Origin of the sequence: Halorarius halobius, assembly GCF_024298865.1 — an archaeon.
In the GTDB taxonomy this organism is placed as follows: Archaea; Halobacteriota; Halobacteria; order Halobacteriales; family Haloarculaceae; genus Halorarius; species Halorarius halobius.
The window spans coordinates 1-13,272 of sequence record NZ_CP101161.1 but is presented as its reverse complement, the minus strand read 5'-3'; the positions used below and the strand labels follow the sequence as shown (position 1 = coordinate 13,272).

The 13,272-nt window shown below is 69.4% G+C and carries 14 protein-coding genes; 10 read left to right on the top strand and 4 right to left on the bottom strand.

Features of this window, described 5'->3' with window-relative positions:
- Window positions 1–101 precede the first annotated feature (101 nt).
- The 3 genes from NL112_RS00075 (at window position 102) to NL112_RS00065 (ending at window position 2,107) form a co-directional block, all read left to right on the top strand.
- The gene (locus NL112_RS00075) at window positions 102–1,490 is read left to right on the top strand and encodes a geranylgeranyl reductase family protein (RefSeq protein WP_255150577.1); all 1,389 of its coding nucleotides are present in this window, start codon (window positions 102–104) and stop codon (window positions 1,488–1,490) included.
- A 100-nt stretch (window positions 1,491–1,590) separates the two neighbouring features.
- Window positions 1,591–1,743, top strand: a complete 153-nt coding sequence (locus NL112_RS00070) for a hypothetical protein (RefSeq protein ID WP_255150576.1) — start codon at window positions 1,591–1,593, stop codon at window positions 1,741–1,743.
- Between the two features lie 25 nt (window positions 1,744–1,768).
- Complete coding sequence (locus NL112_RS00065; RefSeq protein ID WP_255150575.1) at window positions 1,769–2,107, top strand: DsrE family protein; 339 nt, start codon at window positions 1,769–1,771, stop codon at window positions 2,105–2,107.
- A gap of 3 nt (window positions 2,108–2,110) precedes the next feature.
- Here NL112_RS00065 and NL112_RS00060 read toward each other — a convergent pair whose 3' ends face one another.
- A complete protein-coding gene (locus NL112_RS00060) occupies window positions 2,111–3,112 on the bottom strand; it encodes a TSUP family transporter (protein ID WP_255150574.1) in 1,002 nt (333 codons plus the stop codon).
- 191 nt (window positions 3,113–3,303) lie between these two features.
- Between NL112_RS00060 and NL112_RS00055 the strand changes: the two genes are divergently transcribed.
- The 4 genes from NL112_RS00055 to NL112_RS00035 all read left to right on the top strand — a co-directional run bounded on the left by NL112_RS00055 (window position 3,304) and on the right by NL112_RS00035 (window position 6,967).
- Window positions 3,304–4,419, top strand: coding sequence for a pyridoxal phosphate-dependent aminotransferase (locus NL112_RS00055; RefSeq protein WP_255150573.1), 1,116 nt, complete (start codon window positions 3,304–3,306; stop codon window positions 4,417–4,419).
- Between the two features lie 145 nt (window positions 4,420–4,564).
- Window positions 4,565–4,942 (top strand): hypothetical protein, encoded by a 378-nt coding sequence (locus NL112_RS00050; protein ID WP_255150572.1) that lies wholly within the window; start codon window positions 4,565–4,567, stop codon window positions 4,940–4,942.
- A 42-nt stretch (window positions 4,943–4,984) separates the two neighbouring features.
- Window positions 4,985–6,160 carry a lycopene cyclase domain-containing protein gene (locus tag NL112_RS00045; protein WP_350356142.1) on the top strand — a complete coding sequence of 392 codons (1,176 nt, stop codon included), beginning with the start codon at window positions 4,985–4,987 and terminating at the stop codon, window positions 6,158–6,160.
- A 24-nt stretch (window positions 6,161–6,184) separates the two neighbouring features.
- Entirely contained in the window at window positions 6,185–6,967 is a 783-nt protein-coding gene (locus NL112_RS00035) for a class I SAM-dependent methyltransferase (RefSeq protein ID WP_255150571.1), read from the top strand.
- A 3-nt stretch (window positions 6,968–6,970) separates the two neighbouring features.
- Here the strand turns inward: NL112_RS00035 and NL112_RS00030 are convergent, their stop codons facing one another.
- Together NL112_RS00030 and NL112_RS00025 are read right to left on the bottom strand one after the other, a co-directional pair.
- Window positions 6,971–8,155 (bottom strand): redox-regulated ATPase YchF, encoded by a 1,185-nt coding sequence (locus NL112_RS00030; protein WP_255150570.1) that lies wholly within the window; start codon window positions 8,153–8,155, stop codon window positions 6,971–6,973.
- A gap of 30 nt (window positions 8,156–8,185) precedes the next feature.
- The gene (locus tag NL112_RS00025) at window positions 8,186–9,352 is read right to left on the bottom strand and encodes a polymer-forming cytoskeletal protein (protein ID WP_255150569.1); all 1,167 of its coding nucleotides are present in this window, start codon (window positions 9,350–9,352) and stop codon (window positions 8,186–8,188) included.
- Between the two features lie 122 nt (window positions 9,353–9,474).
- Between NL112_RS00025 and NL112_RS00020 the strand changes: the two genes are divergently transcribed.
- From NL112_RS00020 to NL112_RS00010, 3 genes are read left to right on the top strand one after another with little or no spacing between them, the layout of a single operon-like run.
- Window positions 9,475–9,672 carry a DUF5800 family protein gene (locus NL112_RS00020; RefSeq protein WP_255150568.1) on the top strand — a complete coding sequence of 66 codons (198 nt, stop codon included), beginning with the start codon at window positions 9,475–9,477 and terminating at the stop codon, window positions 9,670–9,672.
- Window positions 9,673–9,731: 59 nt separating this feature from the next.
- A complete protein-coding gene (locus tag NL112_RS00015) occupies window positions 9,732–11,792 on the top strand; it encodes a hypothetical protein (protein WP_255150567.1) in 2,061 nt (686 codons plus the stop codon).
- Window positions 11,793–11,839: 47 nt separating this feature from the next.
- Window positions 11,840–11,971: a hypothetical protein gene (locus tag NL112_RS00010; RefSeq protein WP_255150566.1), complete on the top strand. Its 132-nt coding sequence runs from the start codon at window positions 11,840–11,842 to the stop codon at window positions 11,969–11,971.
- 31 nt (window positions 11,972–12,002) lie between these two features.
- On the opposite strand, the gene pan1 is transcribed toward NL112_RS00010, so the two are convergent.
- Window positions 12,003–13,220 carry a proteasome-activating nucleotidase Pan1 gene (gene pan1, locus NL112_RS00005; RefSeq protein ID WP_255150565.1) on the bottom strand — a complete coding sequence of 406 codons (1,218 nt, stop codon included), beginning with the start codon at window positions 13,218–13,220 and terminating at the stop codon, window positions 12,003–12,005.
- Between the last annotated feature and the right edge of the window lie 52 nt (window positions 13,221–13,272).

Sequence of the window (13,272 nt, the reverse complement as noted above, 5' to 3'; positions counted from 1 at the left end):
CCTCCTACGTGTAGTTAGGTAACACGTACCAAAAGGTTTGCCCGTGCTTGGCGGTCGGCGTCCCGACTGTTTTTTTAGGGTCCACACGGTATCCGTGCGACATGCCAGCGGAATCCTACGACGTGGTCGTCGTCGGCGGCGGGACGGCGGGTGCCTTCGCCGCGGCGACGGCCGCCCGCGAGGGGCTCGACGCGGTCATCCTCGAGCGGAAATCCCCCGACCAAGCGGGCCACATCGCCTGTGGTGACGCTATCAAGGGGACGTCGACGTTCCCGGACGTCATCGACCTCGACTACCTGCGCGAGGAGTCGTTCACCAACGAGAACATCGAGCGCGCGGTGTTCCTCAACCCGCAGACCGACGAGAAACTCGACATCCCGTTCGGCGAGACGGCCGGGTCGGTCGTCGACCGCAAGCGCTACGGCGAGGTCATCCTCGAGGAGGCCGAGCGGGTCGGCGCCGACCTCCACTACGACACCGTCGTCCAGGACGTCAGACAGGAGGACGGCGTCGTGACGGGCGTCACCGCCGTCCGGAAGGGGTCGCCCGCGAAGTACGACGCCGAGGTCGTCATCGACGCCGCGGGTGCGCTGTCGCTGTTGCAGGACAAGACCGACTTCTCGGCGTCGACGTTCGACACCAACGTCAACTACTCGCAGTTCTGCTCCGCGTACCGGGAGATCATCGAGACCGAGGAGCCGGTCGACTACGACGACGCCATCGTGTTCAAGCCGACGGAGGAGCTCGGCTACCTCTGGTACTTCCCGCGCACCGACCGCGACATCAACGTCGGGCTCGGCTTCCAGATGAACAAGGAGCCGATGAAGCTGGTTGACGCGCTCAAACGCGACGTCGAACAGCGCTCGGAGTTCGACAACGCGACGGTGAAGGACAAGCTGGGCGCGGCGCTCCCGACGCGTCGGACGTACGACTCCGCGGTCGCGCCGGGGTACATGGCGGTCGGTGACGCCGCCGCCCACGTCAACCCCTGTACGGGCGGTGGCATCCCCGGCGCGGCGAAGGCCGGCCACTGGGCGGCGACGGCCGCCGCCGAGGCCATCAGCGAGGCGACGGCCGACACCGAGGCGGCTCTCTGGGAGTACAACCGCGAGGTGCAGACGGATTTCGGCAAGCGGTTCGCCGCCATGGACCTCTACAACATCTGGGGTGGCACCTACGACGTCGACGACCTCGTGGGGCTCATCACCGCGCTCCCGGGCCAGCAACTCGCCGATGCGGTCGCCCGCGAGGGCACCGCGTCCATGGGGCTGGGGCTGAAGCTCAAGACGGTCCTGAAGACGTTCGACACCCGGCTGAAGAACTGGCGGACGCTGTACGAACTCGCGCAGGTCAACCGCATCGCCGGCCGCCTGAAGGACGTCTACGACGAGTATCCGAGCGGTCCCGAGGAGTTCGAGGACTGGCGCGCGCGCCGCGACGCCGTGATGGACGACTTCTACGAGCTGACTGGCGCGGACCCGAAGTACTGACGGCGCCTGCCGTATCTTCCCCGACCGCTCCGTCGCCACGAGCGTCCGCTCGTGGTCCGGGATGCGTGCGTTGAAGGGCGCTCGCGCCCTGGTCCGGACCATGAGCGACGAGGACCTCGAAGCGGCCGTCGAGCAGTTCGTCGCGGGCGCGGAGTCCGCGTTCGACGAGTACGAGAAGGGGTACGCCGACGCCGACGCGACCCTGCGGCTGGTACGAAGCCACCTCGACGACCTCGAGGAGGAACTGGATTGAAGCGCCCGGCGCACGTGGGGCCGGTATGCGAACCGTCTTCCATCTCACGACGGGCGACCCGGACGAGCAGGCACGCGGGCTCTCGAGCGTCGCCAACCTCCTCGCGGACGAGTCGGTCGACGTCGACGGCGTCGCGGTGGTCGCCAACGCCGACGCCGTCAGGATGTTCCTGAGCGGCGCGACGAACGCCGACCGGGTCCGCAAACTCGCGGACCGCGGCGTCGGCTTCCGGGCCTGCTCGAACTCACTCCAGCGGGCCGACATCCTCCCCGGCCGCCTGCTCGACGCCGTCGAGGTGGTTCCCTCGGGCGTGGGCGAACTCACCCGCCTCCAGTCTGAGGGGTACGCCTACGTCAGGCTGTGAGCGTCAGAACAGCCACGGGAGGGCGTCGGCCACGCCGGGGAACAGCGCCGGCACCGTCCCGCGGAATATCTTCAGCGAGACGACGAACAGCACCGCGACGACGAACCAGTTGAACGTCTCCTCGTCGACCTCCAGCCGCCGGAGATACGTGCCGACGAGCAGGCCGACGACGGTGACGACGGCGATGACGGAGCCGAGCCAGAGCCGGTAGGGCGTCAACAGCCCACCGGCCGACAGCAGGGTGACGCCCCCGACGGCGAGCGGTCCGTCGAGCGCGGTCGTAAGCCCCATCACCAGCAGTCGGACGGTGAAGATGGTGCCCAGCACCATCGAGAGACCGCCAATGTACCGCTCGGTGTCGCGCTCGAACGTGTGGAAGTACGCCGGCAACAGTGGGCCGAGGTTCGACGCGGCCAGCAGAAACCCTTCGAGGAACCCCGCGGTCGACAGCGCGACGGGGTGGTGGGCGCCTTCGACGGTGACGAAGTCCTCGACGACCTGGAACAGGACGTAGCCGAACAGCACCAGACCGATGAGGAACGGGACGACAGCCCCGGCGGAGTAGCGGGCGAGGAACGAGACGCCGACCACGCTCCCGACCACCGCAAGCGCCAGTAGCACCCACTCCTCGCGGACGAATGCGAGGCCGGTGTCGGTCTCGCCCACCTGAAACACGTTCAGCATCCACGGCGGGACCGCAAGCACCACCACCGCCACCGTGGGGTCGATGACGGTGGCGAACACCGGGGTGGTGATGAGCGCGTAGCCGAAGCCTATCATCCCCTTGACGACCCCCGCGACGACGGCGACGACGAACAGGAACGCCAGAAGCGGCGGCGTCAGGTCGGCCTGGAGGCCGGCGGTCACGTTCCCCGCGCCGGGGAACAGCAGTATCGACGCGGAGACGACCGCGAGCGTCGCGACGGCCATCGTCACCTCCCGGTACTGTGTCTCGAGGAGGTTCGACAGGAACCCACTCGCGTCTACCCGTGCGTCGCTCGACATACCGGTGGCTGTGTTCGCCTCGGTTAACGGGCTGGGCTCCCCGGAGAACCCTGCGGATACGCCTGTCGCCGGTACTCGGTAGAACTGGGTGACGGGGCGGTCGTCGACGGGGAACCGACGTCACAGGAAGGGGAACCCTCTGCCGGGGTCGTCCGGAAAGAACTAACCCGGTCGGGGCCGCCTCTCGGGTCATGCCACGCTTCTCGGACCGCGTCGAACAGGTCTCCATCTCGGGTATCCGTGAGGTGTTCGAGGCCGCCGGCGAGGACGCCATCAACCTCGGGCTCGGCCAGCCGGACTTCCCGACGCCCGACCACGCACGACAGGCCGCCGTCGACGCCATCGAGGCGGGGAAGACCGACGGCTACACCTCGAACAAGGGAACCCGCCAACTGCGGGAGGCCATCGCCGACAAGCACGCCCGCGACGACGACCGGTCGGTCGACCCGGAGAACGTCATCGCCACCGCCGGCGGGTCGGAGGCGCTCCACATCGCGCTGGAAGCCCACGTTTCGCTCGGCGAGGAGGTCATCTACCCCGACCCCGGGTTCGTCTCCTACGAGGCACTGACGCACCTCGCGGGCGGCACGCCCAGGCCGGTCGCGCTCCGCGACGACCTGACGATGGACCCCGCGGACGTGGAGGCGGCCATCACCGACGACACCGCGGCGTTCGTCGTCAACTCCCCCGCCAACCCGACCGGTGCGGTCCAGTCGCCCGAGGACATGCGCGAGTTCGCCCGCATCGCCGACGAGCACGACGTGCTCTGTATCTCCGACGAGGTGTACGAGCAGATCGTGTTCGACGGCCAACACCGCTCGCCCGCCGAGTTCGGCGAGAACGTCGCCGTCGTCAACGCCTGCTCGAAGGCGTACTCGATGACAGGCTGGCGGCTGGGGTGGGTCACTGCCAGCCACGAGCGAATCGAGCGGATGCTCCGGGTCCACCAGTACGTGCAGGCCTGTGCGTCGGCGCCGGCCCAGTACGCGGCGGAGGCCGCGCTCGACGGGCCGCAGGGCGTCGTCGACGAGATGGTCGAGGCGTTCGCCCAGCGCCGGGACGTACTGCTGGACGGCCTCGCTGACATCGGCCTGGAGACGCCGACGCCGCAGGGCGCGTTCTACGCGATGCCGAAGGTACCCGAGGGCTGGGTCGACGAGGTCATCGACCGCGGCGTTGTCGTCGTCCCGGGGGAGGCGTTCGGCGAGCACGGCGCGGGCCACGCCCGCATCTCCTACGCCGTGAACGTCGAGACGCTGAAGGAGGCGCTCGAAATCATGGGCGAGGCGACGGACGCGGTTCGATAGCGCTACGGACCAGGCCGGTTTTCCGTCGACGGTCTCGGTAGACCTACGGTAGCCATCGCCTCGAAAGCCCCGACGTCCCGGCGTTCAGGAGCTACTTCTAGCCGGGCGAGCGAATCAAGCGTCTGCGACCCGTAGGGGGAGCCGTATGGACCACCTCGCCCCCGCGAACGTACCGACCTACGAGACGCGCGAGGAGGGACGCGACGTGTGGGAACGCTGTGCCGACCGTCGGCTCCCCGTCGTCGCCGTCCGGGACGCCCGCCGCGGGTTCATCGTCCGGTACGACCTCCAGCATCTCGACCGCGAGTTGACGCCGCGGGCGCTCCAGGGGATGCGCGAGCGCGTCCGGATGTACCGCACCGGCGATACCGACGTTGAGGCACACCCCCACTCGCAGGCGGTCGGACTCGGGGGCGAACTCGGCCCCGTCTCCGGCGACGTCCACGAGGCGACGGCCGAGCGCGCCCGTGACCTCGCATCCCGGCTCTCGGTGACGGTGCTCGACCGCGACAACTGGCGGTAGCGCCGGGGTACGCTTTTGGTTCGGTCTGCCGTTAGGTAGCGCATGGCAATCGCACGCCACGGCGCGGGCCCGACCGCGGACCTCGGGGCGCTCGCCTCGCAGGTACATCCGGTGTTCATGTTACCGCCGCTCGCCGCCAGCGCGTTCGGCGCGGTGCTGGCCCGCGAGTTCGCGCCCGCGCTCGCGGCGGTGCATCTCGTGGCGGTGTTCTTCGGCCTCTACACCGCCCACCTGAAGGACGGCTACGTCGACTTCCACGTCCGCGGCGAGGACGACGACCACCCGCTCACCGAGCGGGGGTGTCGGCTCGCGCTCGCGGGGTCGACGCTGGGGTTCTTCCTCGCGCTCGCGGCCGTGACGGCACTGGTCGGCCCCGTCGCCGGCCTGCTGACGCTCCCGGGGTGGCTCATCGGCTATCTCCACGCACCCCAACTCGACACCAACCCGGTGACGGCGACGGCGGGCTACCCGACCGGCATCGCACTGGCGCTCGTCGGCGGGTTCTACGTGCAGGCCGGGACGGTCACCCCGGTCGTCGCCGCCTTCGCCGGCATCTTCCTCGTCGCCCTCTCCGGGGTCAAAGTCATCGACGACGCCACCGACGTCGCGTACGACCGCTCCATCGGCAAACGGACCGTCGCCGTGGTCCTCGGGCCGGCCCGTGCCCGGTCGCTCGCGTATCTGCTGATGGGGGTCGGGATGTTCGTCGTCGTCGCTCTCGCCGTGGACGGCGTGTTCCCGCCGTCGGCGCCCGTCGCGGCCGTCGCCTTCGCCGTCGTCGCGGCCGTCGCCTATCGCGCACCCCCGGAACTGGCGACGATGCTTCTCGTTCGGGGCGCGTACCTGTTCCTCGCGCTCCTGGTCGCGGCCGTCTGGTTCCGCCCGCTGGCGGTCGCCGCGCTCCCGGACATCACCGTCCTCGGGCCGTACACGTATCTCGCGACCGAGGTGGCGTTCGGGTCGGCCGCGGCGCTCGCGCTGTGGTACGCCGACGCGTGGTGGGCGGCCGCCCGGACGGTCGCCGTCTGCTACCCCGTCGCGTACGTCTGGGACTGGTACACCCTCGAAGTCGGCGTGTTCTCCATCCCGATGCGGACCGGCGTGGACCTGCTCGGCATCCCCGTCGAGGAACACCTGTTCATGCTCGTCGTGCCGGCGTTCGTCGTCGGCGTCCACGAGACGCTACGGACCGCGGGCGAACCGAAGGGAAGCGCTTAGTCGCCGCCCCGTCGACCCCCTGCTATGTCCGACTGGTGTGCCGACCGGGAGACCCTCCGCGAGCAGTACGCCGACGCCTCCAACCTCGACGACCGCATCGCCCTCCACGAGCAGTTCTCGACGGCCGACCGACCGCTGAACGCTTGGCGGTTCGACCTGCTGGCCGACCGACTGGACGACGACGCGGTGGTCCTGAGCGTCGGCGTCGGCCCCGGCGACCTCTGGGCGGAGAACCGCGACCGGGTGCCGTGGACGGTCCACGCCACCGACGCCTCGCCCGGGATGGTCCGGGAGTGTCGCGGGGCATTCGGCGACGAATCGTGGCCCCGGTTCGGCGTCTGTGACGCCGCTTCGCTCCCGTACCGCCCGCAGACGTTCGACGCCGTCACCGCCAATCACATGCTGTACCACGTCCCCGAGCGACGGCGCGCGCTCCGCGAGATGCGTCGGGTGCTCCGGCCCGGCGGCTCTCTGGTCGCCACGACGAACGGCGCCGACCACATGCGCGAGGTGGCCGACGTACAGGACGCCGTCGCGGGCGAGACGCTACCGCGGGCCGACGGGTTCCAACTGGCGGCGGGCCGAGACCTGCTCGACGACGTGTTCGAGTCGGTCGAACTCGCCCGGTTCGACGACGACCTTCGCGTGACCGAGGTGGAACCGCTGGTCCGCTACTCGCTGTCGCGCGAGGAGTTCGAGGAGAGCGACGCGCCGGCGCTCCACGAGGCGTTCGCCGAGCGGTTCGAGGACGGCGTGTTCGAGGTCCGGAAGAACGTGGGGGCGCTGGTCGCGCGCCGGGGCGAGTAGACGTTACGACGCCGTCGAGACTATCTTCACTACGTCGCCCTCTTCGAGTTCGTGGTCTTCCCCGATGCGGCGGTTCGCGCGGGCGTCGACGGCGTGGAGGTAGCCGTCGCCGATGTCCGAGTGGACCGCGTACGCGAGGTCCTTCGGGGTCGACCCCCGCGGCAGGAGGAAGGCGTCGGGCAGGACGTTCCCCTGACCGTCGGTCCACTTCGACTCGTTCTGGACCGGGTAGGCCGTGAGATGGTCGAGCAGGTCGTACGCCGCGGTGTCCAGCGACGCCTGGACGCCGGTGCCGCCGAACTCCCCCATCACCTCGCGGATGCGTTCGAGGCCCTGCCGCTGGGCGTCGCTGACGTCGGCCGTGATTTCGAAGTCGGGGTCGCCGGGGTCGTAGGCGACGGCGCCCTGTTCGGCGGCCTGCCGGAGCGCGAGTTCCCCCTCCGCCGTACAGGGAACGACCGGGCCGTCGGTCGCCTCTCGCAGAGCGTCGACGTTCCCCTCGGGCGCGACGTCGGCCTTGTTGGCGACGACGACGATGGGCTTGGTCTCCGCGCGGAACTCGCGGGCCAGCGCCTCCTTGGCCTCGTCGTCCCACGCCTGCGGGTCCGCGGGGTACTCCAGCGCCCGGAGCACCTTCGAGACGTCGTACTCGGTTGCGCCCACCCCGGTCAGCATCTCCGTCAGCGCCTCGTCGATGTCGAAATCGGGCGAGCGGGACTGCCGGACGACGGTCTCCCAGTTGCGCTCGATTATGCTCGCCAGCCAGAGGTCCATCTCCTCCTCGATGAACTCCACGTCACGGGTGGGGTCGTAACTGCCCGTCTCGACGGGTTCGCCCTCCTCGTTGGTGCCGCCGGAGGCGTCGACGACGTTGAGGATGACGTCGGCGCTGGACAGCGAATCGAGGAACTGGTTGCCGAGGCCGCGCCCCTCGTGGGCGCCCGGCACGAGGCCGGCCACGTCGATGAGTTCGACCGGGACGTACCGCTTCCCGTCGTGGCAGTGCTCGTCGCCACAGCGCTCCTCCAGCGCGAGACACGGGCAGTCCGTGCGGACGTGGCTCACCCCCCGGTTCGGGTCGATGGTGGTGAACGGGTAGTTGCCGACGTCCACGTCGGCCATCGTCGCCGCCTTGTAGAAGGTAGACTTCCCCGCGTTCGGTTTGCCGGCGAGCGCGATAGAGAGCATACCCGTCCTATCGGACGGGCCTACAAGGGGCTACCGCTCCTCGGCCTCCGCGATGACGCCCGCGAGGCCGTCCTCGCTGGGCATCTCGCCGTTGGTCGACTCCTCGGCGTCGGGTATCTCCACGCCGTCGGCGGGGTCGTCCGCGTCGTCGGCCGTGTCCTCGCTGTCGGCGTCGTCGACGCGGACGATGGCGGGGGTGGGGTCGTCGTCGACGCGGACGATAGCCGGCGTCGGCCCGGTGTCCTCGTCGGTCCCGTGTTCACCGTCGTCGACCGCCCCGGCGTCCGCGTCCGTGCCGTCGTCGGGGTCCGTGCCGGTCGTCTCCGACTCCTCGTCGGTCGACCGTTCGACCGATTCCTCGCCCTCGGAGCGGACGATGGACACCTCGCCGCGGGCGCGGATGGCGCCGTCGACCTCGGCGTCGTCGTCGAGTTCGAGGTCTTCACAGGAGACGTCGCCGCGAACCTCGACCCCGCGGTCGATGCGGACGGTGCCGCCGCGGGTGGTCACGTCGCCGTGGATGACCGTCCCCGTGGCGACCGACACGTCGTCTTTCGCGCGCAGGGAGCCGAATATCTCGGTGTCCTCGCCGACCGTGATGCGCTTCGCACGGAGGTTGCCGTGGAGGCGGCAGTCGTCGCCCACGGTGGCGGGCGTCGACACCCGCCACGCGTCGTCGGAGACGCGCGCCGACCGCGGGACGAGCACGGGGTCGTGCTCGCGGTCGTCTCCCGTGACCTCGTTCCAGACGTCCTCCGCGGCCTCCTGTTCGCCCATCCGCAGGAGTTGCGAGAGGTAGACGAACAGGAACACGATGGTCGGCATCGGGTTCCGGATGACTATCCAGCCGTTGGCCTCGAACCCCTCCTCGATGTCCACGTCGTCGCCGATGTCGAGGTCGCCCGACACCATCAACTGGCCCGCGACGTGGACGCGCTCCCCGAGATAGGCGTCCTCCCCCACGAGGACGTTCCCCTCGACGTCACACCACATGTCGAGGCGGCAGTCCTCGCTGGCCTCGATGTCGCCGCCGAACCGCACGCGCTCCCCGGCGATGACGTTGCGGCCGCGCACGCCGAACTCGACGACGCTCTGGCCGCCGACGACCACGTCCCCATCCGCAACGAGGTCGTGCTCCTCGACCGTGGTCCCGTCCGGGATGGCGAGACGGTCCAGCGGGTCCGAACGGAGCGACATACGGGTAGGTACCCGCGCCGCACCTTAAATCCCCACTCGCCGTCAGCCAGGCGTCAGACGCCGCGCCGGCGGCCGGAATTGCGAGCCGTGCGACTTTTGCTCGCGGGCGACCAGAAACGCCCATGACCGTTCTCTCGTTCGACGACAAGGGGGTCGACGTGGTGTACGAGAGCACCGAGTTCCGCATGGAGAAGGCACTCATCGAGGAGGCGACGGGGAAGAACTACCCCGAGGTGACCGACCACGAGGTGCTGAAACTCGTCGAGGAGAACCCCGCGCTGTCGGGCGAACCCCGCCGCATCGAGGACATCCTCGCGTAGCGGTTCCGTCCGCTCGGTCCGGCGGAAGCTATTTTATCGTGGGTATGTCACGTGGTGGCGTGCCCCGCCCCGTCACGCTCCTCCTCCCGCTAGCGGTGCTCGTACTCGTCACCGGCTGTTCGGCCCCGTTCGTGGACGACCCGACCGCGACCCCCGTCTCGACGGCGTCCCCGACGGGAACGCCGACGGCGACGCCCGAGTTCACCCCGACGGCGACGTTCACCTACGAGCCGCCGCCGACCGACACGCCGATAACCGGGCCGCAGATAGCCGCGACGAACTACGACCCGGCGTACGACCTGCCGACGGTGCTCTCCCGTGTCGAACGACTCCGCGGGCTGACTGCGACCGAACCGATACGGTACGAGGAGGTCGAACTCGACTACCTGCTCCGGAACGGCTCGACGATGGAGCCCGGCGACCCGTTCGACTACCCCGACGAGGCGGGTAAACTGGGCCAGAGCGGCGCGAAGGCGCTCCAGCTATACTCGTCGGCGCGGGTGCCGTATCTCGGCTACGCGGCCGCCGGCACGGCCGGGGCCAACCGCGTCACCGTCGGCAACGAGACGCACCTCGCCCGCGTCTCGGGGCAGGCGCCGGTCATCACCGCCGCCCACGAACTGACACACGCTCTGCAGGCTCAGCACGGACTCGAACGGCCCACCCGCCGCCCGACCACGACCGACGAGGACATCGCCGCGATGTCGCTCACCGAAGGCGACGCCACGCTCGCGGCCCAGCGCTACTGGGAGCGGCACGACCCCGGCGGCGTCTCGCCGTTCGCCGCCCGCAACGACACGTCCCCACGTGGCCGCTGGACGAAGGGCCTCTACGACAAGCCACGGCTCTACGGCGCGTTGTATCTCCGCCCGATGGCCGAATCGCCGGCCGAGCGCAACGCGGCCATCCGGTCGCCGCCGAACACGACGGCCGAGGTGATGCATCCCGCGCTCGACGCCGACCTGCCGGGCGAGGGGGTCCCACGACCCGCGGTGCCGTGGTCCGTCGCCGGCGTCGACCGCGTCGGGGAGATGCCCCTCCGGTACGCGCTCCGGACGAACGGCGTCCCCTACGGGCGAGCGGCGAACGCCAGCGCCGGCTGGCGAAACGACACGCTGGTCTCCTACGGGACGGACGCCGCCACCGTCTACTGGGGTACCCGGTGGGCGAACGCCACGGAGGCTCGCGAGTTCGCCGACGCGTGGCGGTCGATGCTCGACAGACGGAACGCGACCCGAAACGGCGACCTGCTGACCGTGCCCGGGACGCCGAACACCACGACGATGCAGTACCGGGTCGAGCGGTCGGGGTCGCTGGTGTTCGTCGCCGCCTCGGAGAACGCCAGCCACGCGACCCGCATCGGCGACTGCATCCACCTGCACGACCGCGACGCGTTCGTCGGCCGGGACCACGCGGACGCCGACGGCGACGGCGTCCCCGACGGCTGTGAGCGCAGTCGCGGGATGGACCCGACGGCGGCTGACACCGACGGCGATGGCATTTCGGACCGGGTGGAACTCACCCGGACGGCGTCCGGTTCCGTCGGTGCGTTGCCGGCGCTCGACCCCACCCGGAAGGACGTGGTTCTCGACGTGGTGTACGCGAGTTCCGTCGACGAGGCGGACCGGCTCTCGGACCCACAGGTTCGGAACCTCACGGCGACGTGGGCCGGGTTCCCCGTCGAGAACTCCGGCAACCGGTCGGGCGTCCGGCTCCACGTCCGGCGCGCCGCGGGCAGTCAACTCGCGGGCGCCTTCGGTCCCGACTTCGACACCGGCGAGGTGAACGAGTTGTACGAGGAGCGGTACGGGACGCCGCCCGGGAACAGCACGGTGAACATGCTGGTGGTCACGGAGATGGACGTCGGCTCCACGGACGTGACCGCGTTCGGCGAGAAGGGCGGCAACGTGGCCGTCGTCCGGGCGAGCGAGGCGCGCAACCTCGTCGTCACGCACGAACTCATGCATCTCGTGTTGGGGACCGTCCGCGGCGAGCGGGACTGCGATATTCCCGACGACGGCGGCCACACCTGCGACGGTTATCTCGCGCCCGGCGGCGAGGCGGAGCCACACCTGACCGACCTGCTGGTGCGGGCGCTGAACCGCGAGTGGGAGCCGTGACCTGCGGGAGTCGACACCGCTAAGGGGCGAGCGCCGAAGGGGGAGATATGAACCTCTCCGAGTATGACACCGAGTCGATGCGGGCGCTCATCGGCACCGCGGTCTCGGGCACCCTCATCCTCGCCGCCATGACGATACTGCTGTTCGGCGTGCCGTTCGCCGTGTTCTACTTCCTGTAAGCCGCTTCGAGAAGAAGCCGCGTCGACGGAGCTACGCGAACGCCCGCGAGACGTCGTCCGTCTCGTCGCTCTCCTCCTGCTGTATCTTCTCCCAGGCGTTCTGGAAGTCCTCCATCCGGACCTCGGTGCGGTCCTCGCGGATGGCGAACATGCCGGCCTCGGTGCAGATGGCCTTGATGTCCGCGCCGGAGGCCTCGTCGGCCATCTCCGCGAGCGCCGCGTAGGAGACGTCGTCAGCGACGTTCATACTCCGGGTGTGGATGTCGAAGATTATCTCGCGACCCTCGGCGTTCGGCTTGGGCACCTCGATGAGGCGGTCGAACCGGCCGGGCCGGAGGATGGCGCGGTCGAGCATGTCGAAGCGGTTCGTCGCGGCGATGATGGAGATGTCGCCACGCTCCTCGAACCCGTCCATCTCCGAGAGCAGTTGCATCATCGTCCGCTGGACCTCCGCGTCGCCGGAGGTCTTCGAGTCGGTCCGCTTGGCGGCGATGGCGTCGATTTCGTCGATGAAGATGACCGCCGGCTGGTGCTGGCGCGCGAGTTCGAACAGGTCGCGGACGAGCTTTGCGCCCTCGCCGATGAACTTGTGGACCAACTCGGAGCCGGCCATCTTGATGAACGTCGCGTCGGTCTGGTTGGCGACGGCCTTCGCCAGCATCGTCTTCCCGGTCCCCGGCGGGCCGTACAGGAGGACGCCGCTCGGCGGGTCGATGCCGACCTGGTCGAACATCTCGGGGTTCTCCAGGGGCAACTCGACGGTCTCGCGGACCTGCTCCATCTGGTCGTCGATGCCGCCGATGTCCTCGTAGGCGACCTGCGGCTTCTTCTCGACCTGCATGACGCGGGCCCGCACGTCCGTCTCGTCGTCGAGCACCTTCACCACCGACAGCGAGTTGTTGACCGCCACCCGGTCGTCGGGCGCGAGTTCCTCGCGCATCTCGTCGGTGACCTCCGTGAGCGCCTCCTGGTTGTTGCCGTGCTGTTTGATGATGACGCCCTCGTCGGTCACTTCCTGGACGGTGGCGACAAAGAGCGGGGACTGCTTCAGCTTCTTGTTCTCGTGGGTGAGCCGTTCGAGTTTCTGCTGGTACTTGTTGTTCTCCGCGTTGGCGTCCAGTAGCTTGTCCCGCATCTCCTCGTTTTGCGACTCGATTATCTCCAGACGCTCCTCGAGGGCGGCGATTTTGTCCTGCTGTGACGCGTCGTCGTCGTACGGCATCTCGACGTCGTCGACAGTGTCGGTCATTACTGGCTGTAAGCCCTCGCGCTCATAAGAGGCTTCGGGTCGTCACACCTTC

Excerpts from the sequence above, each read along its gene's own strand:
- NL112_RS00075 (WP_255150577.1), top strand. The coding sequence starts at position 102 with ATGCCAGCGGAATCCTACGACGTGGTCGTCGTCGGCGGCGGGACGGCG.
- NL112_RS00070 (WP_255150576.1), top strand. The coding sequence starts at position 1,591 with ATGAGCGACGAGGACCTCGAAGCGGCCGTCGAGCAGTTCGTCGCGGGC.
- NL112_RS00065 (WP_255150575.1), top strand. The coding sequence starts at position 1,769 with ATGCGAACCGTCTTCCATCTCACGACGGGCGACCCGGACGAGCAGGCA.
- NL112_RS00060 (WP_255150574.1), bottom strand. The coding sequence starts at position 3,112 with ATGTCGAGCGACGCACGGGTAGACGCGAGTGGGTTCCTGTCGAACCTC.
- NL112_RS00055 (WP_255150573.1), top strand. The coding sequence starts at position 3,304 with ATGCCACGCTTCTCGGACCGCGTCGAACAGGTCTCCATCTCGGGTATC.
- NL112_RS00050 (WP_255150572.1), top strand. The coding sequence starts at position 4,565 with ATGGACCACCTCGCCCCCGCGAACGTACCGACCTACGAGACGCGCGAG.
- NL112_RS00045 (WP_350356142.1), top strand. The coding sequence starts at position 4,985 with ATGGCAATCGCACGCCACGGCGCGGGCCCGACCGCGGACCTCGGGGCG.
- NL112_RS00035 (WP_255150571.1), top strand. The coding sequence starts at position 6,185 with ATGTCCGACTGGTGTGCCGACCGGGAGACCCTCCGCGAGCAGTACGCC.
- NL112_RS00030 (WP_255150570.1), bottom strand. The coding sequence starts at position 8,155 with ATGCTCTCTATCGCGCTCGCCGGCAAACCGAACGCGGGGAAGTCTACC.
- NL112_RS00025 (WP_255150569.1), bottom strand. The coding sequence starts at position 9,352 with ATGTCGCTCCGTTCGGACCCGCTGGACCGTCTCGCCATCCCGGACGGG.
- NL112_RS00020 (WP_255150568.1), top strand. The coding sequence starts at position 9,475 with ATGACCGTTCTCTCGTTCGACGACAAGGGGGTCGACGTGGTGTACGAG.
- NL112_RS00010 (WP_255150566.1), top strand. The coding sequence starts at position 11,840 with ATGAACCTCTCCGAGTATGACACCGAGTCGATGCGGGCGCTCATCGGC.
- pan1 (WP_255150565.1), bottom strand. The coding sequence starts at position 13,220 with ATGACCGACACTGTCGACGACGTCGAGATGCCGTACGACGACGACGCG.